The sequence below is a fragment of the Pseudomonas sp. C 49-2 genome (genome assembly GCF_003970195.1).
GTDB lineage: Bacteria > Pseudomonadota > Gammaproteobacteria > Pseudomonadales > Pseudomonadaceae > Aquipseudomonas > Aquipseudomonas canadensis.
Genome location: NZ_RXYG01000016.1, coordinates 1 through 24,198, shown reverse-complemented (window position 1 = coordinate 24,198; position 24,198 = coordinate 1). Strand labels below are relative to the sequence as shown.

The window sequence follows — 24,198 nt, the reverse complement described above, 5'->3', positions numbered from 1 at the left end:
GCGTCGGTTTAAATCTGCGGATGTTTATCTCGTCATACCCCTCTGTACGTGCTGTGCGAATCCACCACCCGCCAACAAGGAGTTGCCCCATGGTCAGCGTTAGTCGTCGGTCCCTTCTCGCCCTGGGCGCCGCCCTGCCTTTATTGGGGCGCCTGGATTGGGCGGTCGCGGCGCCGCCGCTGGCAAAGTCTGATGAGGTGCGACTCAACTACAACGAAAGCCCCTACGGACCTTCACAGGCTGCACGTGAAGCGATGCAGCGTGGTATCGCGACGTCCGGGCGTTACCCCTACAACCACATGTATGCTTTAGCCGGGCTATTTGCTCAGCAGCAAGGCATTGCCGAAGAACAGGTGGCAGTGTTTGCAGGCTCAATGGCGGCCTTACGTTATGCGGTGCTGGCATTCACCAACGAAACTCGCGGCCTGGTGATGGCTACGCCGTCCTACGAAGTGCCGCGCCAGGCGGCGCAGGCGAACAAGGCTGCGGTGAAGGAAGTCAGCCTGAACGCCGACCACGCCCACGACATCCCGGCCATGCTCGCCGCCGATCCACAGGCCGGCATGCTCTACCTGTGCAACCCCAATAACCCCACTGGCACCGTTACGCCCGTCGACGCCATCCGCCACGCGTTGACGAACAAACCCAAAGGCAGTGTGCTGGTGGTGGACGAGGCTTACATCGACTTCGCCGACGTACCCAGCGTGGTCAGTTGGGTCAAGGACCACGACGACCTGCTGGTGCTGCGCACTTTCTCGAAAATCTACGGCATGGCCGGTGCCCGCCTGGGCTTGGCGGTCGGGCATCCGGCGTTGCTGGAACGCCTCGCCGTATTTGGCGGCGACAACGTGCCGGCCGGCACCACCTTGCTCGGCGGCCTTGCCAGCTTGGAGGACGTGAAGCTGTTGCCACAACGCAAGGCGCTCAATAAACAACTGCGCGATGAGACCGTGGCCTGGCTGCAGGGGCGTGGCTTCACCTGCACGGCGTCACAGGCCAACTGTTTCATGATCGACGTGAAGCAACCGGCCGAGCAGGTGATCGAGAAACTGGCAGCCCAAGGCGTGCTGATCGGCCGTGTGTTTAAAAACTGGCCGCAGTGGGTTCGGGTGACGGTGGGGAACAAGCGGGAGATGGCACGGTTTCGTGAGGTGTTTGCGGCACAAGTCGAACGCGCGGGTTAAACCGATGCAAAACAAATGTGGGAGCTGGCTTGCCTGCGATACAGACGCCTCGGTATATCAATGAAACCGAGGTGATGCTATCGCAGGCAAGCCAGCTCCCACATTTGATTCTGCGGTGTAGCTTGCTTTGGGTTACTGCTGCGCGATGCTGTACCCATCAAACGCAGTCTGCTGCTGCAACGCAGTAATCACGCTCTTGCGGCTCAGCGGCTGCTCAGCGCCGGCGTTATCGACAAAACTCTCAACGTCCAACTCCGCCTCATCCCCTTCACCCACAAAGCTGAACCCCAAAAACTCGAACGCTTCACGGTCGACGTTCAGCTTGGAGCGCGGTGTGCGCAGCGGCAGGGTGACGCTGATGCCATCCTTGCTGATCACAAACACTTCGGCCTCTTTCTTGGGCCGCGAGGCCTTGCTCTTGCCGGCGCTCGGGTTGCTGATGGCCTGGTGGCTCTGGTTCAGCACTTTCAGCGCCAGGCCGTAGACCAACTCCTGGAATTCAGGGTCGTCCTTGAAGCTGGACAGGATGCGGCTGATCGAGAATTGGCTGCTCAGGTCTTCCAGGGCTGCGTTATCGGCGGCTTCGGCGTCCTTGAGTTGCTTGAGCTGGCCCATCAGGTCGTAGGCCTTGTCGTCGTCGAAGGCGTCATGGGCCTGGCGGATGGCCACGCGCAGCTCACGGATCTGGTCGCTTTCCTTGGACGTGTGGAACGCGTCCAGCACCATCTCGCTGATGATCTTGGCCGCTGGCAGATGCTGTGAAAGATTGATGGCGTTTTCGTATTCGGCTTTGGATTGCAGCGCGGCTACGGATTCTTCGGGGGCGGATATTTCGGTGTAAGAATCGGACATTGAAATTTCACTACTTCAGTAAACGAGGACAAAAAAGCGTCGGGCATTTTCAGGGGGGAGGGAGGTCAGGTCAAGGCAGCACAATGCCCTTATCCCGACGCAACGCCGTCAGCGCCCGCTGCAGTCGTACGGCTCGTCCGCAAAACAGACCTACGGTAAACCCCGATACACCGCCAACTGCCATCAACATCGTCGGCGTGCTCAGCATCAGCGGATGCACGGCTTGCTGGTAGCCGAAGTAGTACTTCACCGCAAAGAACAGTTGCGAGATCAGCAGGGTTTTCCAGGTGCCCGGCAATACCAGGGTCTCGCCATTGGCATCCAGCCGCGCCCCTTCAACGTTGAACAGCACCATCCCCACAAGGCTGCCCAGCACCGCGCCGGCGACCCAGGCGCCGCTCGACAAGATTGAAGGCGCCAGCGACATCAACGACCACACCACCAGCACCACCGGCAGGATCACCAGTGAGCGGCGATTTTCGCGTCCGCCCAGGCAGGCCTTGATGCCGTAGTAGCAAATCCACAGGTAAATGGCGTAGACCCAAATGGGCGTGCCTTGGAGGATGTCGAGCATGGTGTGCGTCCGTGCAGAGGGGAGGTGGTGGATAGTCGTTGAGTACTGACGCCTTTGTCCAGCGATCTGCCTCTGACCCACATCAACACTCCCCGCCCACAAAACCGTTACAACACAGAGGCCTGATGAACCCATAAAAACGACCACTGACCTGCGCCGAGGGGACCGCCCCACGTCAGGTTATTAAAGGACTAATGCGATGGCGCTTTCCCTTTCCCGCCTGGCCTTGCTGGGGGCGACGCTTTGCCTGTCTCTTCCCCTGCACGCCAACGTTCCCGACGCTTCGCTGATCGAGCAGGGCAAATACGTCGCGCAACTGGGCGACTGCATCGCCTGCCACACCGCCAAGCAAGGCAAGGTGATGGCCGGCGGCCTGGAGCTGAGCACGCCGATGGGCACGATCTATTCGAGCAATATCACGCCGGACCGAGAGACAGGGATTGGCGCCTACTCCTTCGAAGAGTTCGACCGTGTCATGCGCGAAGGCGTGACGCCGACGGGCATGAACCTGTACCCGGCGATGCCGTACCCGTCCTACGCCAAGATGAGCGAAACCGACATGCGTGCCCTGTTCGCTTATTTGATGCAAGGCGTCGAGCCGGTGCAGCAGGCCAATCTTGAGGCGGACATGGGCTTCCCGTTCAACCAGCGCTGGGGTCTGGCGTTGTGGAATTTTGTCTTCCTCGACAAACAACCCTTCAAGCCGAATCCTGCACGCGATGAACAACTCAACCGTGGCGCCTACCTGGTCCAGGGCCTGGGCCACTGCGGCTCCTGTCACACGCCACGGGGCATTGCGTTCCAGGAAAAAGCCATGAGCGACGAGGGTTCTAGCGGCCAGCACTACCTGGCCGGCGAAACCGTCGAGCATTGGCGCGCCCTGAGCCTGCGCAATCTGTGGACGGTGGAAGACACCGTGCAACTGCTCAAGACCGGGCAAAACCGCTTTGCCACGGTCGCCGGCAACATGGCCGATGTGATTCACCACAGCACCCAGCACTTCAGCGACTACGACCTGACGGCTATCGCCAGTTACTTGAAATCCCTACCCCTCGGTAAAGACGACTTGCCCATGCCGTCCGTGGCCCAGGCCCCAGCCGTGCCACCTGCAGATTTGTTCACCAGTCGTGGCGGACTGGGTTACATGCAGTTCTGCAGCGACTGTCATCGCAGCGATGGTGCGGGCGTGAAAGGTCTGTTCCCACCTTTGGCCGGCAATCCGAGCATTGCGTCCAGCAACCCGACGTCACTGCTGCACATCACCCTCACCGGCTGGGAGACCGCACAAACGGCAACGCACCCGCGGATCTACACCATGCCCGGTTTCGCCCGTTTGAACGATCAGGAAATCGCTGAGATCCTCAGTTTCGTACGTACCCGTTGGGGTAACGAAGGCACGCCGATCAGCGCCGGCCAGGTGAAGAAACTGCGTGACCAACTCAACCCGGCCACCACCGATTCATCGGCCTTCGAAACCCCGCGCCTGGCCGATTTGCTTGCGGCGCCAAACGCCGACCAGGTGATTCGCGGCATGCGCCTGCATCTGCAAACCAAAGAGCTGCTGCCCAACAATGTCGGCAATTCACTCAATTGCACCAGTTGCCATCTCAACGCTGGCACGGTAGCGGATGGGTCTCCGTTTGTAGGCGTCTCGGCGTTTTTCCCCAGCTATGCGCCGCGCGCAGGCAAGGTGGTGACCCTGGAAGAACGAATTAACGGCTGCTTCCGCCGCTCGATGAATGGCAAACCACTGCCGCCACAATCGGCAGACATGCAAGCGATGGTCGCCTATTTCGATTGGATGAAAAACAACACCCGCCCCGAAGACAAAGTAGCCGGGCGCGGCGTGGGCAAGGTCGACCCGGCGATCAAGCCGGACCTGGCCAATGGCAAACAGGTCTATGCCAAGCAATGCGCGGTGTGCCATGGCGACAACGGCCAGGGCCTGGCACGTGCTGATGGTGAGTTGATCTACCCGCCGCTGTGGGGCGACCAATCGTTCAACATCGGTGCCGGCATGGCGCGCACCTACACGGCAGCGGCGTTCGTCAAACGCAACATGCCGATCGGCTTCCACGAGAAATTCCCGCTGGGGCAGGGCGGTTTATCGGACCAGGAAGCCGTGGATGTGGCGGCGTATTTCTCTGGTCAACCGCGCCCGGACTTCCCGGACAAGGTCAAGGACTGGCCGAACGGCGGTAAACCTGTCGATGCGCGTTACTAGTCCAACTGTTTGAGGCAGGCCTCGAGAATATCCAGGCCTTCCTCCAGCACCGCAGGCTCGATGGTCAGCGGTGCCAGCAGGCGGATGATATGCCGCGACTTGCCGCTGGGCATCAGCAACAAACCGGCGTCCCGCGCCAGGCCGAGCAACTGGGTCAGCTGTTTCGACGCGGGTGTGCCGTCGGCGTTGGCCAGTTCGATGCCGCGCATGGCGCCCACGCCGGTCAGACGGCCCAGGTAAGGAGTCAGGCCTTGCGCGCACCAGGTCTGATAACGGCTGACGATGGCTTCTTCCTGCTGTAAGCCCCAGGTTTTCAGGTGGTCATCGGTCATGGCATCGAGGGTCGCCAACGCTGCCGCGCACGCAATGGGGTTGCCGGAATAGGTGCCGCCCAGGCCACCTTTGGGCAGATTGTCCATCAACGCCTTGCGCCCTACGACGGCGCCCAACGGCACACCGCCGGCGATGCTTTTACCCAGCAGGATCAAGTCCGGCTCGATCCCCAGGCGCGAGAACGCAAAACGCTCGCCGGTACGGCCAAAGCCCGATTGGATTTCATCGACAATCAGCAAAATGTTGTTCTCGTCGCAAAAGCGCCGCAACGCCTGGGCGAATTCGATGTCCAGCGCCAGGAACCCCCCTTCGCCCTGTACCGGCTCGATGATGAAACAGGCCACGTCGCTGACATCGATTTCCACGCTGAACAGGCGGTCCATGGCCTTCAGCGCCTCGGCGCAGGTCACGCCGTTATCGGCACTGGGGTAGGGCAGGTGATACACCGGGCCTGGTAGTACCCCGACCTTTTGTTTGTAGGGCGCGACTTTGCCATTGAGGTTGAGCGTGGCCAGGGTACGGCCGTGGAAGGCGCCGTCAAACGCTATCACTGCGGTGCGGCCGGTAGCGCCGCGTACGATCTTCAGCGCGTTTTCCGCCGCCTCCGCGCCGCTGTTGGTGAGCATGCCGCTGACCGGGTAGTCCACCGGCATAAATGCGGTAAGACGATCCATCAGCTCGATGTAGGGCGCGTGAGGGGCGGCATTGAACGCGTAGTGCGTCAGCTGGGTCGCCTGGTCGCGAATTGCCTCGACCACGCCGGGATGGCAGTGACCGAGGTTGAGCACACCAATGCCGCCGACAAAATCGATGTAGCGTTTACCCGAGGTGTCCCAGACCTCAGCGTTTTTACCGTGACTGAGGCTGATGGGGTGAACAATGGAAATCGATTGGCTGATGGTTTCGCGGCTCATGAATCGGGGACTCGGCAGTGACGGGCTTGTTTTTATCTAAGCCGGGCACCCGCCTTTGCCGCAAACGAAATAAAGTCGCCGGGTCATGACTGAAAGTCGGGATGTGTGCCGATGTACTCCACCATCCAGTTGAGGAAGGCTTTTACCTTCGGAATCTCGCCGGCATGTTCGGCATGGGCGATGAAGTGCGCGCCGCTGCTGGGCATCGCGTAGTCCCACGGAATCATCAGGCTACCCTGCGCCAGTTCATCCGCCACCAGATACTGCGGCACCAGCGCTACGCCATAGCCCGATTGTGCCGCGCGGATGCACATGTAGAACGTGTCGAAACGCGGGCCGTGGTAGCTGTTTTGCGAGTGCAGGCCCTGTTCCAGGAACCATTCGTGCCAGGCTTCCGGACGCGAGGTGCATTGCAGCAAGGTGTGTCGCGACGACGCATCGCTGCCTTCGGCGACGAATCCTGGCGCACACACCGGCACTACCGCCTCACGGAACAGCTCAATGCAGGTCGCCCCCGGCCATGAGCCTTGGCCGAAGAAAAACGCGATATCGGCCTTGGCCTGCAATACGTCGAAAGGCTCCAGCTCGTTGCGCACGTCCAGATGGATATTCGGATGTTTCGCCGCGAAATCCTTGAGCTTGGGCACCAGCCAGCGGTCACCGAAGGTGGGCTGGGTGGCGATGCGCAGCACTTCAGTCTCGCCGCCGTAGGTGAGGATGTAGCGGCTGGAGATGTCCACCTGAGTGAGGATCTTGTGCACCTCGGCCAGGTACAGCGAGCCCGCCGGCGACAGGTACAGGCGCTGACGCACCCGTTCGAACAGATTGTGGCAAAGCATCTCTTCCAGCTGCGCCACCTGCTTGCTCACTGCACTCTGTGTCAGGTGCAGCTCTTCGGCGGCGCGAGTGAAACTCAAATGGCGGGCGGCGGCTTCGAAGCATTGCAGGGCGGTCATCGAAGGGGTCAAGCGTTTTGAAATCATGCAGTTCATTCCAAATCGGAAGGAGCCTTTGCCTAAAGGTCGTTTGTGGCAGTGACGCAAAGCCGTTGATACTGCCCGGCAGCACTATAAACCGGCGCGGGCTGTGGGGCGCCGAATAATAAGGAATGACAGGGAGCGCCTTGCATGAACCCATTCAAAACCACCTTGGCTGCCATCGGCGCCACCGCCGTTTTCGGTTTGGCGAGCACCGCCCAGGCGGGCACGACCCTGGACGCCATCCAGAAAAAAGGTTTTATCCAGTGCGGCGTCAGTGACGGGCTGCCGGGTTTCGGCGTACCGGACAGTAAGGGCAAGATGACCGGTATCGATGTGGACGTGTGCCACGCCGTGGCGGCTGCGGTATTCGGTGACGCATCAAAAGTGAAATTCACCCAGTTGACCGCCAAGGAGCGCTTCACCGCGCTGCAATCCGGTGAAATCGACCTGATCTCACGCAACACCACTTGGACCAGTTCCCGTGATTCGGGCATGGGCCTGGTGTTCACCGGCGTCACCTACTACGACGGCATTGGCTTCCTGGTAAACAACAAACTGGGCGTCACCGCTGCCAAGCAACTGGACGGCGCCACGGTGTGCATCCAGGCCGGCACCACCACCGAGTTGAATGTCTCGGACTACTTCCGCACCCATGGCATGAAGTACACGCCGATTACCTTCGACACCGCCGACGAAAGCGCCAAGGGCCTGGAAGCCGGGCGTTGCGACGTGCTGACCACCGATCAGTCGGGCCTGTACGCCCAGCGCATCAAGATGGCTCACCCGGACGAGTTCGTGGTGTTGCCGGAAGTGATCTCCAAGGAACCACTGGGTCCATTGGTGCGCAAGGGTGATGACGAGTGGTTCAGCATCGTCAAATGGACCCTGTTCGCGATGCTCAACGCCGAGGAAATGGGCATCACCTCGCAGAACGTCGAAGAGCAGGCCAACACCACCAAGAATCCGGATGTCGCGCGGTTGCTGGGGACGGACGGCGAATACGGTAAGGACCTGAAGCTGCGCAAGGATTGGGTAGTGCAGATCGTCAAGCAGGTGGGTAACTACGGCGAAGTGTTTGAACGCAATATTGGCCAGGGCAGCGTGTTGAAGATCAAGCGCGGGCTCAACGCGCTGTGGAACAACGGCGGCATCCAGTACGCACCGCCGGTTCGCTGAGACGCTGGGGTGTTATTCGGACACCCCATCCTTCCCCGCCGCTTTGGCGCGATACAACGCCTGATCGGCGCGCGCTATCAACGCGGCGGGGGGCTCATCCGTTTGACGCTCGGCCACGCCCAGGCTCAGGGTGACCTTGAAGTCATCCCGGTGCGGGCTGTTCTTCAATTTCAGCCGCACACTCGCCGCCATTGTTTTTGCGATTTCCACCGAGGTTTTGGGCAGGATCAGCACAAACTCATCGCCACCCCAGCGAGCCAGCAGGTCACCTGGGCGAATACAGCTTTGCAGGCATTCAACCACCTGCACCAGCGTTTGATCGCCCACACCGTGACCGTATCGATCATTGATCGACTTGAAATCATCGATGTCCATGGCGATCAGCGCCAGCGGCAGGCGAAAGCGCTGGGAGCGGTCGCACTCTTCCAACAACACTTTTTCCAGGCGGTAGCGATTGGCGACCAGAGTCAGGGCATCCCTTTCGGCCAGGGCGCGGTTTTCATCCAACTGCAGTTGCAACTGTTGATTGACCCGTGACAGCTCGCGGGTGCGTTCGGCCACCAGCGCTTCAAGGGATTGATTGCGCCGTTCCAACTGTTCGACGGAGCATTTCCTTAGATGAATATCGCGGTGGGCGCCCACCATGCGCGCCACCGAGCCATCCTCATTGCGCGCAATCACGTAGCCGCGGTCTTCGATCCACAGGTAGCTGTCATCTTTTTTGCGGCAACGGTACTCGGCCTGGTAGTGAGGGGCGCGACGGTGGATGTAGTCGTCGAACCGTTTCATCACCTGGGGGTAGTCATCCGGGTGGATCACGTTCTCCCAGGTGAATACGCTGTTCTCCAGTGCGTGGCGATGATAGCCAAGCATTTCGTACCAGCCGGGGTTGCGGTAGACGAACCCGGTATTGGCGTTCCAATCCCAGATCCCATCGCTGACCAGCTCCAGGACGGTGTGCAGCATGTCGGCGTTGAAGTGAGAGAAATCCTGCTTTAACGGATTGTTGTCGGAGGTCTCGTTCATCTGCGCGTTTCCTTGCGTAGGCAGGCATCTGAAGCCCGCCATTGTTGTCGCCGATACTCCGTGGCTGAGGCTACTGTACAACGCGGGCTGGAGGCTTTGAATAGGGCAGATGTACGGCTTACGATTGATGGCTATAGGCTATTAATTTGGGGCCGCCATCCTCGTCGGCACCTTCCCATCTGCGTTGTGCTGGTAAATCGCTTCTGGCTGGCCCTGATCATTGAAAAATACCTGGCCGATACCCGCCGAATTCCATAACCGTTCGCCTGCTTCGGCATGCTCGGGAATATGTGGCACCACCTGCATGGTGCGGCGGCGCGTGAACCAGTTGAGGGGCGAGCGGGGCGAGTAGAGCCAGCGGTTGAGGCGGTCGAACCACTCCAGTAATCGTGGTGGGAATTCGTTCTTGATACCGCTGCTGGTGATCTGCCAGATCCTGGGGCCAGCGTTGCGATGGCGGATCAGCACTTCGTAGACGAACGAGTAGTGCACGTCACCGGAGAGGATCACGTAGTTACCCGGCGTGCGCGAGTGGCGGAAGATATTGAGGATCACTTGGGCGGCGCCACGATGGGCCATCCAGTTTTCCGCATCGACGAGCAAGGGGTGGCCGCACCAGCTGAAGACCTTCTGCACCGTCTCGATCAGCTTGACGCCAAAGATCGGCGCGGGTGAGACGATGATGGCCGAGGGGTGGTCCAGCAGTTCCTGTTGCAGTTCGCTCAAGGCTTCCCAGTCCAGCAGGCCGGAAGGTTGCTTGAGCGTGAATTCGCTGCGCCAGCGGCGGGTGCGGGTGTCGAGCACCACCAGGGCAGGCGTGGTGGGCAGTACGTAGTGCCAGCGTTGAAATTCCAGCAGTGTTTCGAACAGTTCATCCTGCGCGGTGGCGTCAAGATGGTTGGCTTGCGGTTGAGCAGTGAGCGCTTGGGTCTGGTTGATCAGTTCCCCAAACGCATCCGGTTGGTTGCCCCAACCTTGGCATAGCAGGTAGGCCAACAGGGCGTTGCCGATGATGCGCTTTGAAAAGGGGTGGCCGTAGGCGGTTTCTTCCCACTGGGCACTGAGGTTCCAGTCATCGGTGATGTCGTGATCATCAAAGATCATCAAGGTGGATAGGTGCGCAAAGACCCGCGCGACGCCTGGCAGGCCGTCGCGGAATCGCTCTATCTGGGTCTGTTCACGGGCGTAGCGCTGCTGTCGTTCTGCGTTCAGATGCGGAGGTTGAGGCGCGATCAGCGTCCAGGGCGTCGGCGACCACACCAGCAAATACATTGCGATGACTTCGGCGAAGGTCACCAGGTGGTTGTCGGCGGTGCTGCTGGTAAAGATTGGTTTTTTCACACCGCCAAAGAAGCGTTCGCGCAGGGTTTCGTTGCTGTCCAACGCCGGCAGCAGGTCGGCGCGATGGTAATAGCTGGCGCTATGTCCATAGAGGCTGGCGCTGTCATCTACCACAGCGCCCTCCAGGTATTCATCGAACAAGCCCAGGCGTGCAATCAATGCATGGATTGCCCGCAGCATCGGCCCAGCGACATCGTCGGCGTAGACTTGGTCGCCGCTCATCATCAACAGCGCCGGGCGGTCGGCAGGCGTTTGGGCAGCGGCCAGCAGGCGATCGACACACAAAAGACCCTCGTCGGCGCTGTGATGGGGTTTGCGGCATGAGCCGTGAACCAATTGATGGATGCGGCTGTGCAGCACGAAGCTCGGCAACTGGGCGTTGGCATACAGCAGGTGCGGTGCCCAGTCGGCGATGCCGGTGTTGTCGAACAGCAGGTCGTAGCTGATCTCCACGTCCAGGGGCAGTGCGTTGTCCAGTGTCACATCGATCAGGTGGATAAAGGCATGGCGCCCCACGGGTACGACCTGACAGTGGTCAAGGGGGACCTCCAGGATTCGTGAGGGCAGATGGAGCCTCAGGGTCAATGCCAGTGCTTGACTCCCCACCAGCCACAACACCAGGCGCCGTGGTTCGAGGCGTCGCAGCAGTGGTCCAGCCAGTACGGCGGGCAGTGTGTGGGTGAGCGGCATGCAGGCAAGATTTCCAGACTGGATTGAACCCGCAAGATTAATCCAGTGAATGTCATGATTTTGTTAAGCGCGAGTACGAAGGGCCGTGCACTGCCCTTCGTCTAATGCGGTTTAAAGCAGATTGCCTCTACCGAGGCTGTCTAGCCCACCTCCGGTTTTACGGTGCCGATCATTGGCGGCCGTGCCTTCAGGATCAGCGGCGCTCTGTTGCGTATGTGTTGCTTCAATGCTGCGCTTCCTGCGCTGGGGCTCTGCATCATCCTGCTGCTGGGGAGGGTATTGAAAGCTGCCCACTGAGTGATTGATTGCGCTAAGCATGAATGTTTCCTTCTAGTGAGTAGAGGGTTACTTCGCCTGTTGGAGCGAAGTGAGGCCAAACTTATAGAGGACGAAACGGGTCAGCTATAAACGCGCTGCTGCAAGATATGACCAGGGGGTGGCTGGCGCTTTCAGAAGTCATCCGAGGCGCTGTTCGCGCAACTGTCTAGACCGGGAGAGGTAGCGCCTTGCTTGCCCTCCCGCACAAACGCCGCGCGATTGTCCGCCACCACATTACGCAACGCACTGTAATAATCCGGCAGTTTCTGCAGGCTGTCGGTGAGCGGCAACAATGATGCCCGTGTATCGACCGTACCGCCGACCAGGCTGAGAGTGCCCAGGGTCTGCACCGTGTCGCTGTCCCCCAGTGGCGAAACCAGGAAGCTCAAGACCTTGCCCGCAGCGTCCCGGCTGTTGCTGGTGCCCAGCAATGGCAACTCGACAATGGGGCCGTTACCCATGCCCCACACGCCGAATGTCTGGCCGAAGTCAGCTGTGTGGCGCGGGATGCCCAGGCTATCTGACACATCAAACAGCCCCACCACGCCTACCGTCGTGTTCACTGCGAAACGCCCCAGGGTATTGACCGAGCGTCGCGGGTTGCCTTGCAGCAGATCGTTGATAAACACCTTTGGCTCGCTGAAGTTGCTCGCGAAGTTATGCACACCCTGCTGGAAAAAATCCGGTAGGTAACGGTAACCGCGGGCTACGGGAGCCAGTGCGTAGTCGTCCACCGCACGGTTGAATGCAAACACCCCACGGTTGACCGGCTCCGCCGGGTCATACACCGGGTAGTTCACCTGTGCGCACTGCGTGGCGGGCGTTACGGGCGACGGGCTCGCACAGCCCGTCAGGTAGGACACAGTCAGCAACAGCACGGCCTGGCGGGCCAGATGTTGGGGGTAGGTTAGCGAGCGCATGGGGGACGGTCTCCGCAAAAAGGAAGCCGATGCTGGCACTGCCGTCTTGCGCAAAGATGTCTGGTTTATTGCGCCGTTGACGCTTTATTGCACGGTTGAAATATATGACGAGCCGCGCCGAATGGTTTTAGATGGCACCTTGTCCCAGCCCAGTGAAGACCGTCGGTGAGCAACCTGTTGATCGTGGACGATGACCTTGAAGTCCTCGCCCTGCTGAAGAAATTCTTTCTGCAACACGGCTATGCGGTCGAGACCGTGGCCAGTGGCATCGAGTTGTGGGCGGCCATGGAGCGCCAGCCCGCCGACCTGATCATCCTCGACCTGATGCTCCCCGGCGACAACGGCCTGCTGCTGTGCCAGCGTCTGCGCCAGCAATACGCCACGCCAGTGATCATGCTCACCGCTATGGGTGAACTCAGTGACCGTGTGGTGGGCCTGGAAATGGGCGCCGATGATTACCTGAGCAAGCCCTTCGACGCGCGTGAATTGCTGGCCCGAGTGCGTGCGGTGTTGCGCCGGGCGGGGGAGAGCCGGCCGCCCTTGGGCGATGCCGCGCGCCCGCTGATCCGTTTTGCCGGCTGGCAACTGGACCTCACGCGCCGCGAATTGCGCTCGCCCGATCAGGTGATGATCCCATTGTCATCCGGCGAGTTCGACCTGCTGCTGGTGTTTGTCGAACACCCCCAACGGGTGCTCAGTCGCGAGCAATTGCTCAACCTGGCGCGTGGCCACAGTCATGATGCATTCGACCGCAGCATTGACGTGCAAGTGAGCCGCCTGCGCCGCAAGCTGGAATTCGATACCAAGCGCCCGGCGATGATTCGCACGGTGCGCAACGGTGGCTACCAATTCACCGCCAGTGTGACCCGCTCATGAGGCGCCCACGCGATACTGTGGCGCGCTGGATCGCCCTGACCATTCTGATTGCGATGTTGACTGCATTGGCGTTCAACGCTTTGTTTGTGCAAATGGCAGGTGTGTGGGCGCGACCACCGCTGACTGAAATCGGATTGTTGGAAAGGATCGCCGTGGTCGTGCGCGTGGTCGAGGCCTCCGACCCGTCGCAACGTTCACGTCTGGCCCAAGCGGTAGGTGACGAAGCGTTCAGGGTGACCTGGGCCGGGCAGCGCCAGGCATTGGGGTTACCCGTTCTGGCCGACCCTGATTTCCACTCGGGCGAGCAGGTGTTCAAGCACCTGCTCCAAGGGCCACCTCGTCCGATGGAAGCGTATGAGCCGTCTGACTGGCCCGGCGGCAACGGCCGCTATGCGCTACTGGTGCAATTGGCTGACCGCTCCTGGCTGATGTTCAGCGCGCCGTCGCGCAGTTGGGGTTTGGACGATGGTGCACGCAGCCTGATCGTGGTGTTGCTGGTGCTGATCTCGACCGCGCTGGTCACCCTGGTCGCGACCCGCCGCCTGGCCCGCCCTCTGCAGCACTTCACTCAGGGGGCGCGGCGCTTTGGTGCCGACTTTCGGGCACCGCCCATCGAGCCGGTCGGCCCGCATGAAATCCGCCAGGCGATCCTCGCCTTCAACAGCATGCAGGCGCAGTTGCGGCATTTCATCCAGGACCGCACCCAAATGCTCGCGGCCATTTCCCACGACTTGCGCGCGCCGTTGACCCGCCTGCGCCTGCGTGGTGAGTTCATCGAGGATGTTGATCAACAGCAAAAGCTGTTTCGCGATGTGGATGAAATGCAGGCCATGATCAACACCGCGCTGGAATTCTTCCGCGACGATGCCCGCCTGGAACAAGCCACCCAACTGGACCTCGCGGAATTGCTGCAAACCCTGATCGACGACTACCGCGACCAGGCCATTGACCTGACCTTTCGCGGCCCGCCGCGCCTGGTGTACTTCGGCCGACCGTTGGGCCTCAAGCGCGTGATGACCAACCTGATGGACAACGCGATTCATTACGGCACCGCGCCGGAGATCGAATTGCAGCAAAAAAATGGAGAGGTGGTGGTTCGCGTACTCGATCGCGGGCCAGGCATTCCCGTCGAGCATCGTGAGCAGGTGTTCCTGCCGTTCTATCGCCTTGAAGGGTCACGCAACAAAAGCACGGGCGGTGTCGGCTTGGGACTCTCTACCGCTCGGGCGATTGTGTTGGAACATGGCGGCACCTTGACCCTGGCCGAGCGCCAGGGTGGGGGGTTGGAGGCGGTGGTGGTGTTACCTGTTTAGCCCAAGGTCCGTCAGGTATGCGAGTCGTCAATCACCTTCGGCACCGTGAACCGGAACTCACTGCCGCGACCCACCTCACTCTCGGCAACGATCTTGCCGCCATGGGCCTGGACGATGCCTTGCGTGATGTACAGTCCCAGCCCGCTGCCGGTCGGGTTGTTTTCTGTTTGCGTCCAGTAGCGATCGAACACGTGAGGCAGTTGTTCCGGTGCAATACCTTCGCCGGAGTCGCGCACCGAGAACACGATTTCTTCGCCATTGCTCATGGCGCTGATACCGATATTGCCCTGGCGCGGGGTGAACTTGATGGCATTGCCGATCAGGTTCGACAGCACCTGAAACAGACGCTCCGGGTCGGCATTGATTTGCAGGCCCGGTTCGGCGTTGAACGACAGATCGATGCCTTTCTCCATCGCCAGGGGCGCCAGCAACGAGTAGGCCTCGTCGAAAATCTGGCTCACATCCAGGATCACTGGCCGCACCACGTAACGCCCGGCCTCGATTTTCGAGGTGTCGAGCAAGTCTTCCAGCAGCACATTCATGCGCCCGGCGGCCTGCTGCATGGTGTCGATGGCCGAGGAAATCCGTCGCGATGTGTGTGGGCCGTCAGAGCTGAAGGCCTTTTGCATCATGCCGCACAGCATGGAGATCACCGTCATCGGGTTGCGCAGGTCATGGGACACCACCGCCACCAGCTCGTCGCGGGCGCGCACGGCTTGTTGTTCGCGCAGCACCTGGCGCGCCAGGTCGTTTTCCAGGGCCGAGCGGCGCAGGTCATTGGCGGCAAAGTGGTCGCCATGGCTCCACTTGGTGGAGATGCCGGCCATCTCCACCTTCCAGATTTCAAACGAGGTGCGTGGGCGAAGGCGCAAGCCGGCGTCGGAGTTTTCCAGATCCAGCGGTTTTTTCGGATCGCCGCTCCAGTTGATGTTCTCCTTCACTTCCGGGCGGAACCACAGCACGCCGTTATCCACAGGCTTGGGCAGGCTCATGGCCAGCACCCCACTGGCTACCTGCTGAAACTCGGCGGCCGGCGGGTACACCGACGACAGGTTATGGCTGGAGAACACTGGCTCGCCACCCTCTTGCAGCCACTTGTGCAAAGCACGGATCTGCGCCGGCTCCGGGCAGTTTCCGTAGCGGTGCAGTTGCTTGTCTTCGATGATCGCCACGCCGCCGGACAGGGTCAGGTCCATCAGCAACCGACCTTGCTGGGCCAGGCCGTCGAACACGTTTGCTTCCGAGCGCTTCATCGCCTGAGCCAGTAAGGCCAGGGCCTCGACTTTCTCTTCACGCTGACGGCTCAGGTCCAGGGCTTCCATGGCGCTGATCTGCAACGACAACACCTGGCCGATGGTTTGGCAGGCCGTACGCAGGTCATTAGGCACCAGCAGCGGCTCACGGTTGCCGCAACTGATCAGGCCCCACAGCCTGTCGCCCTTCATCAATGAAATGCTCATGGACGACAACACGCCCATGTTCTGCATGTACTGGCAATGAATCGGCGACACGCTGCGTAGGGTGGCGAAGCTCAAGTCCAACGGCTGGCCGGTGTCCGGGCGCAGCTTGGGCAGCAGTGGCACGGGCTCGTAGGCCGCGTTCGGGATGATGCGTAGCCAATTGGTGCGATACAACTCGCGGGCTTGCTCCGGGATGTCGGACGCAGGGAAGAACAGCCCGTTGAACAGCTCCATGGACGGCGCCGACGCTTCGGCGATCACTTGGCCATGGCCTTCGTCTTCGAAGCGATAGATGAGTACCCGGTCGTACCCGGTCATGGCCTGGATTTCATTCACGCTGATTTCGTACAGCGCTTGCAGGGTTTTCGCCGACTGCAAGCGCTGCAGCATTTTGCCCAGGTCACTGGTGCGACCATTCAGCACCCGTGGGCGGAAATCCTTGAGCAGCGGTTCGAACTCCAGCACCAGCACATTTTGATGGCGGTGCAGCAGGCCTTCGAATTCCGCGCCGTTGAATGTGACATGCAAAGGGGGGGCATCGAAGAACGTATGGTTTTCGGCCATGACGGCAACCGCCTTGGCGTGCTCCGCGCCTACCAACGTGTGCAGTGGCTGGCCCAGCAGCGCCTCGGGGGCATGGCCAAACAAATTGGCGATGTTGGCGCTGACCTGGATGATGTTCAGGTCCGGCTCCGACAACGTCAGCAGCACACCGTGGGGCTGGATCGCTCCAGGAAAACGGATGGGCTCGTCGGCACAGTTGGCAAGCAGCTCTTCAAAATCTTCGGGTTTCATAGCAGTACCTCCTGGCTGTCGAGCCAATGCTCAAAGCAGCTGAATGTTGATCGGGCAGCGTCTACTGCGCGCTGCCTGGCTGGCGCGTCCAGTGGCTGGACGCCCAGGTAGTCGAGAAAATCTTTCCAGCGCCGACCGGTTTCGGCTCCGTACACATTGAGAAACGCACCACCGTTGTCGGCGTTTACGTTCAGGCGCTGAGTCATTTCCCGACGCAATACCTGGCCGCCCAGGGTCGCGCCTTCCAGTACATACAGAGCACCGAGGCAGGCGGCGGGGGTATCGAAGGTTGGTAGTTCAGTACAACAGGGGAGGGTGTTGATGGCCGGGGCATCCAGGTCCAAGGCATTGAGATCGCACACCAACGTGGGTGTTTTCACACGCAGCGCTGTGTCGAATCCATCGGGGATCAAGCCACTGTCATACAGGGCGGACTCCATCGGCTGATAAAACCCGTAATACGCCTCGAGCAAGCGCACGTACCAATCGGCATCCAGTCGTTCTGAGAAAAACGGCAGGCGCTTTTCCAGCGCCACATGCAGCAGGGCCGTGCCTGTGCGCAACGCTTCCAGCAATGAGGGCGCACCAGCGTCATGGGCCTGTGAATGCATTCAATGAGCTCGAACTGTGGGCCTCTCGGCCATGAATGACGCGTCGAAATGGGCGACGATTCTACACACCTCAAAGCCTTCATCTGTACGCACAAGGCGAAAAGGCTGACCAGCGGATCAGAAAAGTCGCTCCTTGCCTCATTAATGACCGCAGCGCTTGTCGCGAAGTTCGGTTCAAGTGATGTCGTGACGCCATTAATGCATGGACAACCCCTGTTGGGTCAGGGCAGTTTTCACGCATTCAATCAGGTGTTCGCTGCTCCACGGCTTGGGCAGAAAGCGCACGGATCCCCCCAACTGAGCCGCCAGCCTGGTGTTACCCGACGTCAGCACCACCGGCACGCTCGGCCAACGATGGGCGACTACCCGGCTCAAGTCATAACCATTGAGCAACCCCGGCATCTGGATATCACTGACAATCAAGTCCACCGGGTCATCGCCCCGTTCCAGGTAAATCATCCCTTCATCCGCCGAAGGAAACGACGTCACCAGCGCGCCGAAATCCTCCAGTAAATCCACCATCAATGATCGAATAATCTCGTCGTCTTCCAGCACTAAAATCGATGGCTGAGCCATGATCCTTACTCCACCATCAGGGTTCATAGAGGTGGAGTAGAACACGTCTATATAGGTTCGATTGGATATCTATGGGGCGATGGATGGTCGTTTTAGAGGCACTATCCGGTAAAGTGTGGGGCTCGCTTCTACGTGCTCAAGGATTGACATGTTTATCCGTAACCCTATGGTTCCAGAACTGATCGTTACCACCCTCAGTGCCAGTCTGGATTTCTGGGTGCACCAGTTGGGTTTCACCCTGGCTTACCAGCGCGTTGAGGAAGGCTTTGCATACCTCGACCTCAATGGCGCGCAAATCATGCTGGAGCAATACGACCCCAACGGCGGGCAGTGGTTGACCGCACCTTTGGATCGACCTTTCGGACGAGGTATCAACCTGCAGATCGACGTACCCGTCGTCGCGCCGATTTTGCAACGTTTGGCCCGTGTTGACTGGCCGCTATTCAAGGATGTTGAGCAAGCCTGGTACCGCGCGGGCGATGTAGAGGCCGGGCAGCGCCAGTTCATTGTGCAAGACCCGGACGGTTACCTGGTACGCCTGGTTGAACGGCTGGGGGAAAGGCCTTTAGTACCGGCATAATTGCCTCGACCTTTGTCGCCGCAACGCTTGAAATGGAGTCCCCATGAAGTACCGCGCTTTGATGACCCTCGCCCTGATCCTCACCACAAGCCCTGCCTTCGCAGCCGGCGACGCCGAGGCCGGCGGCAAGCTCTTCACCAAGACTTGCGGCGGTTGCCACAGTATCGGTGAAGGTGCGCGAGGTGGGTTCGGTCCAGAACTCAACGGCATCATCGGCCGACCCGCCGGGACCACCACGGACTACCAGTATTCCGACGCGATGAAAAACTCCGGCGTGGTCTGGACCCGGGACAAACTCGCTGCCTACATCGAGGCACCGAAGAAGGTGGTGAGTGGCACGCGGATGATCTTCTGGGGCATCAGTGATCAGGAGAAAATCGAAAACATCCTGGCGTACCTGGAAACCTTCCAGCCTAAGTGATCACTCGCGCACGTTTCTGAACGTCGAGGCAACGCCAATGGCGCGCAGTGGGTGTTTAACGAGTCGGCATAGTGGGGGAACAATCCGTTTAAACACGGGTCCAGTTATTACTCACTCTCACCCCGATAAGGACATCCCCCGTGAAGCGAATCGCGCTGCTCTCCATCGCCCTGGCCCTGGGCGCCTGCCAATCCAACCAACGCGACTCGTCGCCCAGCCTGCTCAAGGACGGCATTCAACTGCGCCAGAAAACCGTGGACGTGGATGCGGAGCACGCCAAGGTCATCATGAAGGCCACCGGCGGCACGAACCCCGTCGAATTCGCCATCCGCCGCGAAGGCGACCCCGACCAACGCCTGGAAACCCTCGGCACTGTGATGGATACCGGCGAAGGCAAGGTCTTCAACTGGATTGCCAAGGTCAACCAGACGGTGGCGAGTGTGGGGTTCAAGCGGTTTCCACAATTGGAGATACAGGCGGATCCTGGCAAGAAACTCACCGTGTCCAGCTCGGCGAGAAGCCAGGGCAATGGCACTTACTATAGCTGCGGGCCGGTGATGAGCACGTTCAGCCCGGAGAAGGCCAAGGTGTATTTGGTGGAGTACCAGTTCCGGCTCAACCGTGCGGCGTGTGCGCTGCAGGTGTTTGATATTACGGATCCGGGGAATCGAGTGTTGATTGGGGGCGCGGGGAGTGAGGTGAAGGAGGGGTGATAGTGGGCGTTGACCTCCGTTTGCGTGGTAAAGGCTGGGCGAATACCACACCGTTAAAGGTGTGGGTGTAGCCATCGCAAACGGGGTTCATCTGCTCGGGCGTCAGCTGTGGATTGACCTTTTGTAGCAGGCCGGCTTCGTCGACCCACAAGCCGCTGTAGTAGCTATTTTCATCCGTTGCCACGTAGTCCTGCTTGTCGCTTTCATGTTGCGCAACCATCCAGAACACCGGCTCCGGGCGATTCAGGCGGGCGTTGGCTTCGCTGAAAACCTGATCCCAGGGGTGACCGACTTTGGATAGGAGGAAGCGAAATAGCGGGGTGTAATCAAAGCCGTGTTGATGGTGGCTGTGCATCGAGCCTCGGGTTGATAGTGCGCGCTGTGCCTTTTTGCTGTGGCGTTCGTACCGGTAAGCGCTGCAACTCCCGTGGCGTACGCCATGGGTTCGGGTGTTGACTGAGCGGTAGAGGAGGGGCTTTTGCAGTACAGGTCTCATTGCATCAAAACTCCTTGTTAGGTTGCTTGGGAGGTGGTGGCCAGGCGCCTTGGTAGCGGAAGGAGATTTGATAGTCGAAGTGGTCGGGTTCAATCATGTGTTGGAAGTACGGTTGAATAATCGCTAGCCACTTAGGCAATACGTTGAATACATCTGCATATATCGCAGTTTCTTCAGCTAAACCCAACGCCTCAAAAACGCCGTCTGAATCTTCGATGTCCGCTGAGTACTCATGCTCTTTCAAGTCATTGCTGTGCTTTTCGTACCATCGTAATTTGATTTTCATCACCATTTTCCGAGTTCCTCGTTATCTGTAGATTCGACGTTTCGGGTCCGCCGGGCCTCGACGTTCGGCGGTGTAAGGGTCAAACGCGCCAAAAGTACAGGTCTCATTGCATCAAAACTCCTTGTTAGGTTGCTTGGGAGGTGGTGGCCAAGCGCCTTGGTAGCGAAAGGAAATTTGATAGTCGAAAAAGCGAGGTTCTATAACATGCCGGAAATGTGGCTGGAGTATCGCTATCCAGCTTGGGAGAACATCGAATCCTCCGGCATAGATTTGAGGTTCATCATGCAGGTCCAGTGCTTTAAGGATGCCATCGTCCTCGTCAAGGTTTGCGGAGTATTCGTCCGCCTCTAAGTTTTCGGTTTGTTTATCAAACCATTCCAGTCTTACCTTCATCACCATGATTGACTCTCCGTTTATTTTCTAATGCGTCGTTCATCTTTCGCCGGTCCTCGACGTTCACCGGTATAGGGGTCAAATGAACCTAGGTGTTTCACATCGCTGTATCGGTAAACTTCCAATTCACCTTTTTCTGAGTCCCACTCAAAAATCCGTCGCCCTTTGGCGTCCTTCCAACGCTCGCGAAGCCCGCGACCATCCTTTTTTGAGGACTTCCTCTTTTGCTTTATTAAACCGGGGAAGCCAGTAAGGTCCTCCGTCCTTGGCGCTGCAAAGTAATCATGATCCGCATTTCTTAGGCCCTTGCGTTGCTCATTCACTACTACATACAGTGGCCGAACCCCCGACTCCACCGGGAACACCAGAATAAAATCCCGATACTCCGGCGGGTAAATCGGGTTCACCAGAATCTGCGCCGCCTTCTCCGTCGGCGGATAAATCCAGATCACCGGCGCTTGCGGCGCAGCCTCCAAAGCCGGAATACCTAACGTGTCGCCTGGATCAACGGCAGGTGTCCAGATCAGCTCCACACCCTCACCCAGCTCCGCCACAAACTGATCGCCACGGTCTTGGAACTGCACCACATCGATCATCTGCCAGTCAGGGTTGTTGCCTGTGTAAAACCCATACCCCTTAAGCGTGCCGTCCTCCCTTTGCTCGACATGCAACCGCATCTGCGAACGCGCCCGCTGCATCGAGCGCAATTGCGCTTCGCTGTAGAGCGCGCTATCGCCCAATTCCGACGGCCAAGCCAGCGCCACCAAACCTGTCAACAATCCACCAGCAGCGGACACAACGGCAGTGGTCGCCGACTCCAGGACCGCCGAACGCAATGCCAATTGCCCCAACCCAGCAGGCAAAGCGCTACCACTGATCTTGCGTAAGGCAACCGTCCCCCGGCTGTCCACTTCACGCCCACCCAACAGGCTTAAATGGCTGTACTCCTTGATCAGCTCCAGCGGGACATAACCGGCGGGGTTGAAGTAATGAGTGATGCCGTCAGGCAGTTGGCAGGGCTTGATAAAGACGCAGCCGGGAGGTTTGGCTATCGCGGGTGGCGGGGCAGGGGATGCCTCGAAGTAATCAACAGACGGCGAATACGGCGCACGCGATGGCTGCGGGGTCAGGATCCGTCGCTTGCTTAACTCTTCTTCTGTGGGTGGGTAAAAGCGTTCTGACATGTCGGCTCACTTCCTTGTGGGAGGGAGTGAGCGTACGAGGGGTAGTTAAAACCTTATGTCGGCATCAATCGGTGATTGATGTGGGAAAAGTGGACTGACGGTTGGGTGGAGGCGTCTGTTTCTGCAGGTTGATCAGGTCAGCAGGTGCTTGGAAATCAATCGTGAAATTTCGACGATCGAGGTCCTCCCAGTAAATTCGAATTTCACCTTGCCCAGCGAAGAAAAGTAAATCTCCAGTTCCGAATCCAGATCAAACGTCCCGGACGTCTCCACCGAATACGCGACGATGTTCTTGTACGGCAGCGACGTGAAGTCCTTCTTGCTACCGGTAATCCCCTGCACATTCACCGCGATAATCCGCTGGTTGGTAAATACCACCCCATCACGCATGGCCTTGTACGCATCCACCACTTTTTCACCGTCCAGCAGCAGGTCGGCGACACGTTCGGCGTATTCGTTGTTTTGCTTGAGTTTGAAGAAACCTTTGTTGTTGAAATCGATCATGGGCCTGCCTCTTGGGTGTATGCCGTTTTGCTCGCGGATCTGTATCTAACGCGGGCATTTTGAGCGCCCTACCATGGCGGCCAACCTTACAACCTTGGCCAGATGTTTCAAAAACGGAGCCCCATCATGCCTGAACTCTCCAACTGGCTGGCCTATGCGCTGATTTCACTCGGCATGGTGCTCACCCCCGGCCCGAATATGATCTACCTCATTTCCCGCTCGATCTGCCAAGGGCGCAAGGCCGGATTGATCTCACTGGGCGGCGTGGCGTTGGGGTTTCTGGTTTATATGCTGTGTGCTGCGCTGGGGATCACGGCGTTGGTGATGGCGGTGCCGTTTGCCTACGACGTGCTGCGCTTCGGCGGGGCGATGTACCTGGCGTATATGGCTTGGCAGGCGATTCGGCCGGGTGGGCGTTCACCCTTTCAGGTGCGGGACCTGCCCAAGGACAGCCCGCGCAAGCTGTTCACCATGGGCCTGGTCACCAACCTGCTGAACCCCAAGGTGGCGGTAATGTATTTGTCATTGCTGCCCCAATTCATCGACCCGAACGGTCATGGCAGTGTGCTGGCGCAATCGTTGGTGTTGGGTTTTACGCAGATTTTTATCAGCGTGAGCGTCAATGCGGTGATTGCCTCCATGGCGGGCTCCATCGCGGTGTTTTTCGTCACCCGACCGGGGTGGCAGGTGGTGCAGCGTTGGTTGATGGGGTCGGTGTTGATGGGGTTGGCGGTGCGGATGGCGGTGGAAGGGCGGCGGTAAGTTGTTCTTTATAGGATGGCTTTCAGATAGTCCTTGAGTGCGCTGAGCGGGGCATTGAGTTCATTCAGTGTCGACGCTTGGCGCACATCCACCGCCAGCCGTTGCAGTTCGCGACCCAGCACAGTATCGGCGCCGCCCAGGGAGTCGAGCGCCAACTTCAGGCATTCATTGAGCTTCAACTGAATCCCAGCCAAATCCCCCTGCCGTATCAACAACCCAAACACTTCGCGGTCATACCTCTCCATCACCGGGTCATCCCGCAAAACCGGGCTGCTGTCGTCCGTCTCCTGCACCAGCTTCAGTGCAAAGAGCGCAGCCGCTTCCAGCGTCAATTCCATGGTCTCGGTTCCTCGGCGTCTTTGGGGATAGTAGGGGAGGGCGATGATCCCTGTTCTGTGGCGGAAAAAAAAGACCTGGGGCTACTACTATGGGTATGCAGGCAACTGGAATGCTTATGGCGCGCCGCGGAACTTCATGACGCGTTTCAAGCACACCTTCTGACCGTGCTGCCCGGAGATGTTGTACAGCCCTTGGACATTTTCAGAGTGGCAACCTGAGCTCTTCGGTAAGGAAAAATAATTTCTATGCTGGGGTTGACCACGAATTTTAAAGCTGTATTATTCGCCTCCCGCTGACGAGAGATCGGAAGCGCAAGTGGTTGAAGTTGTTGAAGAAATCTTCGAAAGCTTCTGAAAA

The 24,198-nt window shown here is 59.1% G+C and carries 26 protein-coding genes; 9 read left to right on the top strand and 17 right to left on the bottom strand.

Annotation, left to right across the window (positions count from 1 at the left end):
- The first annotated feature begins 89 nt into the window (after positions 1–89).
- The gene (locus EJ576_RS25170) at positions 90–1,184 is read left to right on the top strand and encodes a pyridoxal phosphate-dependent aminotransferase (RefSeq protein WP_126571403.1); all 1,095 of its coding nucleotides are present in this window, start codon (positions 90–92) and stop codon (positions 1,182–1,184) included.
- Between the two features lie 132 nt (positions 1,185–1,316).
- Here EJ576_RS25170 and EJ576_RS25165 read toward each other — a convergent pair whose 3' ends face one another.
- Together EJ576_RS25165 and EJ576_RS25160 are read right to left on the bottom strand one after the other, a co-directional pair.
- Positions 1,317–2,036, bottom strand: coding sequence for a hypothetical protein (locus EJ576_RS25165; RefSeq protein ID WP_122725558.1), 720 nt, complete (start codon positions 2,034–2,036; stop codon positions 1,317–1,319).
- A 70-nt stretch (positions 2,037–2,106) separates the two neighbouring features.
- The gene (locus EJ576_RS25160; protein ID WP_123477955.1) at positions 2,107–2,610 is read right to left on the bottom strand and encodes a DUF6622 family protein; all 504 of its coding nucleotides are present in this window, start codon (positions 2,608–2,610) and stop codon (positions 2,107–2,109) included.
- A 199-nt stretch (positions 2,611–2,809) separates the two neighbouring features.
- Here EJ576_RS25160 and EJ576_RS25155 point away from each other — a divergent pair, with 199 nt between their 5' ends.
- Positions 2,810–4,834 carry a c-type cytochrome gene (locus EJ576_RS25155; RefSeq protein WP_126571402.1) on the top strand — a complete coding sequence of 675 codons (2,025 nt, stop codon included), beginning with the start codon at positions 2,810–2,812 and terminating at the stop codon, positions 4,832–4,834.
- Here EJ576_RS25155 and EJ576_RS25150 read toward each other — a convergent pair.
- Positions 4,831–6,081, bottom strand: a complete 1,251-nt coding sequence (locus EJ576_RS25150) for an aspartate aminotransferase family protein (protein WP_126571401.1) — start codon at positions 6,079–6,081, stop codon at positions 4,831–4,833. The two genes, EJ576_RS25155 and EJ576_RS25150, sit on opposite strands and share 4 nt — an antisense overlap.
- An 83-nt stretch (positions 6,082–6,164) precedes the next feature.
- Positions 6,165–7,064, bottom strand: coding sequence for a LysR substrate-binding domain-containing protein (locus EJ576_RS25145; RefSeq protein WP_122725550.1), 900 nt, complete (start codon positions 7,062–7,064; stop codon positions 6,165–6,167).
- Between the two features lie 144 nt (positions 7,065–7,208).
- On the opposite strand from EJ576_RS25145, the gene EJ576_RS25140 reads away from it, so the two are divergent.
- Entirely contained in the window at positions 7,209–8,237 is a 1,029-nt protein-coding gene (locus tag EJ576_RS25140) for an amino acid ABC transporter substrate-binding protein (protein WP_126571400.1), read from the top strand.
- Positions 8,238–8,249: 12 nt separating this feature from the next.
- On the opposite strand, the gene EJ576_RS25135 is transcribed toward EJ576_RS25140, so the two are convergent.
- The 3 genes from EJ576_RS25135 to EJ576_RS25120 form a co-directional block, all read right to left on the bottom strand.
- A complete protein-coding gene (locus EJ576_RS25135) occupies positions 8,250–9,263 on the bottom strand; it encodes a diguanylate cyclase domain-containing protein (RefSeq protein WP_126571399.1) in 1,014 nt (337 codons plus the stop codon).
- 141 nt (positions 9,264–9,404) lie between these two features.
- Positions 9,405–11,294 (bottom strand): alkaline phosphatase D family protein, encoded by a 1,890-nt coding sequence (locus tag EJ576_RS25130; protein WP_126571398.1) that lies wholly within the window; start codon positions 11,292–11,294, stop codon positions 9,405–9,407.
- A 449-nt stretch (positions 11,295–11,743) separates the two neighbouring features.
- Positions 11,744–12,532 (bottom strand): VacJ family lipoprotein, encoded by a 789-nt coding sequence (locus EJ576_RS25120; RefSeq protein ID WP_126571397.1) that lies wholly within the window; start codon positions 12,530–12,532, stop codon positions 11,744–11,746.
- 165 nt (positions 12,533–12,697) lie between these two features.
- Between EJ576_RS25120 and EJ576_RS25115 the strand changes: the two genes are divergently transcribed.
- Together EJ576_RS25115 and EJ576_RS25110 are read left to right on the top strand one after the other, a co-directional pair.
- The gene (locus EJ576_RS25115; RefSeq protein WP_016979629.1) at positions 12,698–13,408 is read left to right on the top strand and encodes a response regulator; all 711 of its coding nucleotides are present in this window, start codon (positions 12,698–12,700) and stop codon (positions 13,406–13,408) included.
- The gene (locus tag EJ576_RS25110) at positions 13,405–14,721 is read left to right on the top strand and encodes a cell wall metabolism sensor histidine kinase WalK (RefSeq protein ID WP_123477969.1); all 1,317 of its coding nucleotides are present in this window, start codon (positions 13,405–13,407) and stop codon (positions 14,719–14,721) included. The genes EJ576_RS25115 and EJ576_RS25110 overlap by 4 nt, the downstream gene beginning before the upstream one ends.
- An 11-nt stretch (positions 14,722–14,732) precedes the next feature.
- On the opposite strand, the gene EJ576_RS25105 is transcribed toward EJ576_RS25110, so the two are convergent.
- The 3 genes from EJ576_RS25105 to EJ576_RS25095 form a co-directional block, all read right to left on the bottom strand.
- The gene (locus EJ576_RS25105; RefSeq protein ID WP_126571396.1) at positions 14,733–16,976 is read right to left on the bottom strand and encodes an ATP-binding protein; all 2,244 of its coding nucleotides are present in this window, start codon (positions 16,974–16,976) and stop codon (positions 14,733–14,735) included.
- Complete coding sequence (locus tag EJ576_RS25100; protein ID WP_122725534.1) at positions 16,973–17,587, bottom strand: biliverdin-producing heme oxygenase; 615 nt, start codon at positions 17,585–17,587, stop codon at positions 16,973–16,975. Before EJ576_RS25100 ends, EJ576_RS25105 begins: the two co-directional genes overlap by 4 nt.
- 195 nt (positions 17,588–17,782) lie before the next feature.
- A complete protein-coding gene (locus EJ576_RS25095) occupies positions 17,783–18,163 on the bottom strand; it encodes a response regulator (protein WP_122725532.1) in 381 nt (126 codons plus the stop codon).
- Positions 18,164–18,311: 148 nt separating this feature from the next.
- Between EJ576_RS25095 and EJ576_RS25090 the strand changes: the two genes are divergently transcribed.
- The 3 genes from EJ576_RS25090 to EJ576_RS25080 all read left to right on the top strand — a co-directional run bounded on the left by EJ576_RS25090 (position 18,312) and on the right by EJ576_RS25080 (position 19,877).
- Positions 18,312–18,743, top strand: a complete 432-nt coding sequence (locus EJ576_RS25090; RefSeq protein ID WP_126571395.1) for a VOC family protein — start codon at positions 18,312–18,314, stop codon at positions 18,741–18,743.
- Between the two features lie 43 nt (positions 18,744–18,786).
- Positions 18,787–19,164 (top strand): cytochrome c family protein, encoded by a 378-nt coding sequence (locus EJ576_RS25085; protein ID WP_028617863.1) that lies wholly within the window; start codon positions 18,787–18,789, stop codon positions 19,162–19,164.
- 140 nt (positions 19,165–19,304) lie between these two features.
- Positions 19,305–19,877 (top strand): hypothetical protein, encoded by a 573-nt coding sequence (locus EJ576_RS25080; RefSeq protein WP_122725528.1) that lies wholly within the window; start codon positions 19,305–19,307, stop codon positions 19,875–19,877.
- Here the strand turns inward: EJ576_RS25080 and EJ576_RS25075 are convergent.
- The 5 genes from EJ576_RS25075 to EJ576_RS25055 form a co-directional block, all read right to left on the bottom strand.
- Entirely contained in the window at positions 19,816–20,373 is a 558-nt protein-coding gene (locus EJ576_RS25075) for a hypothetical protein (RefSeq protein ID WP_305956023.1), read from the bottom strand. The two genes, EJ576_RS25080 and EJ576_RS25075, sit on opposite strands and share 62 nt — an antisense overlap.
- Positions 20,374–20,377: 4 nt before the next feature.
- Entirely contained in the window at positions 20,378–20,665 is a 288-nt protein-coding gene (locus tag EJ576_RS25070) for a colicin E3-like toxin immunity protein (RefSeq protein WP_126571394.1), read from the bottom strand.
- A 105-nt stretch (positions 20,666–20,770) separates the two neighbouring features.
- A complete protein-coding gene (locus tag EJ576_RS25065) occupies positions 20,771–21,058 on the bottom strand; it encodes a colicin E3-like toxin immunity protein (RefSeq protein WP_122725524.1) in 288 nt (95 codons plus the stop codon).
- 14 nt (positions 21,059–21,072) lie between these two features.
- Positions 21,073–22,236 carry an S-type pyocin domain-containing protein gene (locus EJ576_RS25060; protein ID WP_126571393.1) on the bottom strand — a complete coding sequence of 388 codons (1,164 nt, stop codon included), beginning with the start codon at positions 22,234–22,236 and terminating at the stop codon, positions 21,073–21,075.
- 132 nt (positions 22,237–22,368) lie between these two features.
- Positions 22,369–22,740: a PH domain-containing protein gene (locus tag EJ576_RS25055; protein ID WP_122725519.1), complete on the bottom strand. Its 372-nt coding sequence runs from the start codon at positions 22,738–22,740 to the stop codon at positions 22,369–22,371.
- 126 nt (positions 22,741–22,866) lie between these two features.
- On the opposite strand from EJ576_RS25055, the gene EJ576_RS25050 reads away from it, so the two are divergent.
- Complete coding sequence (locus EJ576_RS25050; protein WP_126571392.1) at positions 22,867–23,502, top strand: LysE family translocator; 636 nt, start codon at positions 22,867–22,869, stop codon at positions 23,500–23,502.
- A gap of 8 nt (positions 23,503–23,510) precedes the next feature.
- Here the strand turns inward: EJ576_RS25050 and EJ576_RS25045 are convergent, their stop codons facing one another.
- The gene (locus EJ576_RS25045; protein WP_126571391.1) at positions 23,511–23,840 is read right to left on the bottom strand and encodes a hypothetical protein; all 330 of its coding nucleotides are present in this window, start codon (positions 23,838–23,840) and stop codon (positions 23,511–23,513) included.
- Between the two features lie 146 nt (positions 23,841–23,986).
- The coding region (locus EJ576_RS29895) for a hypothetical protein (RefSeq protein ID WP_218570339.1) at positions 23,987–24,198 on the bottom strand (212 nt) is incomplete at its 5' end.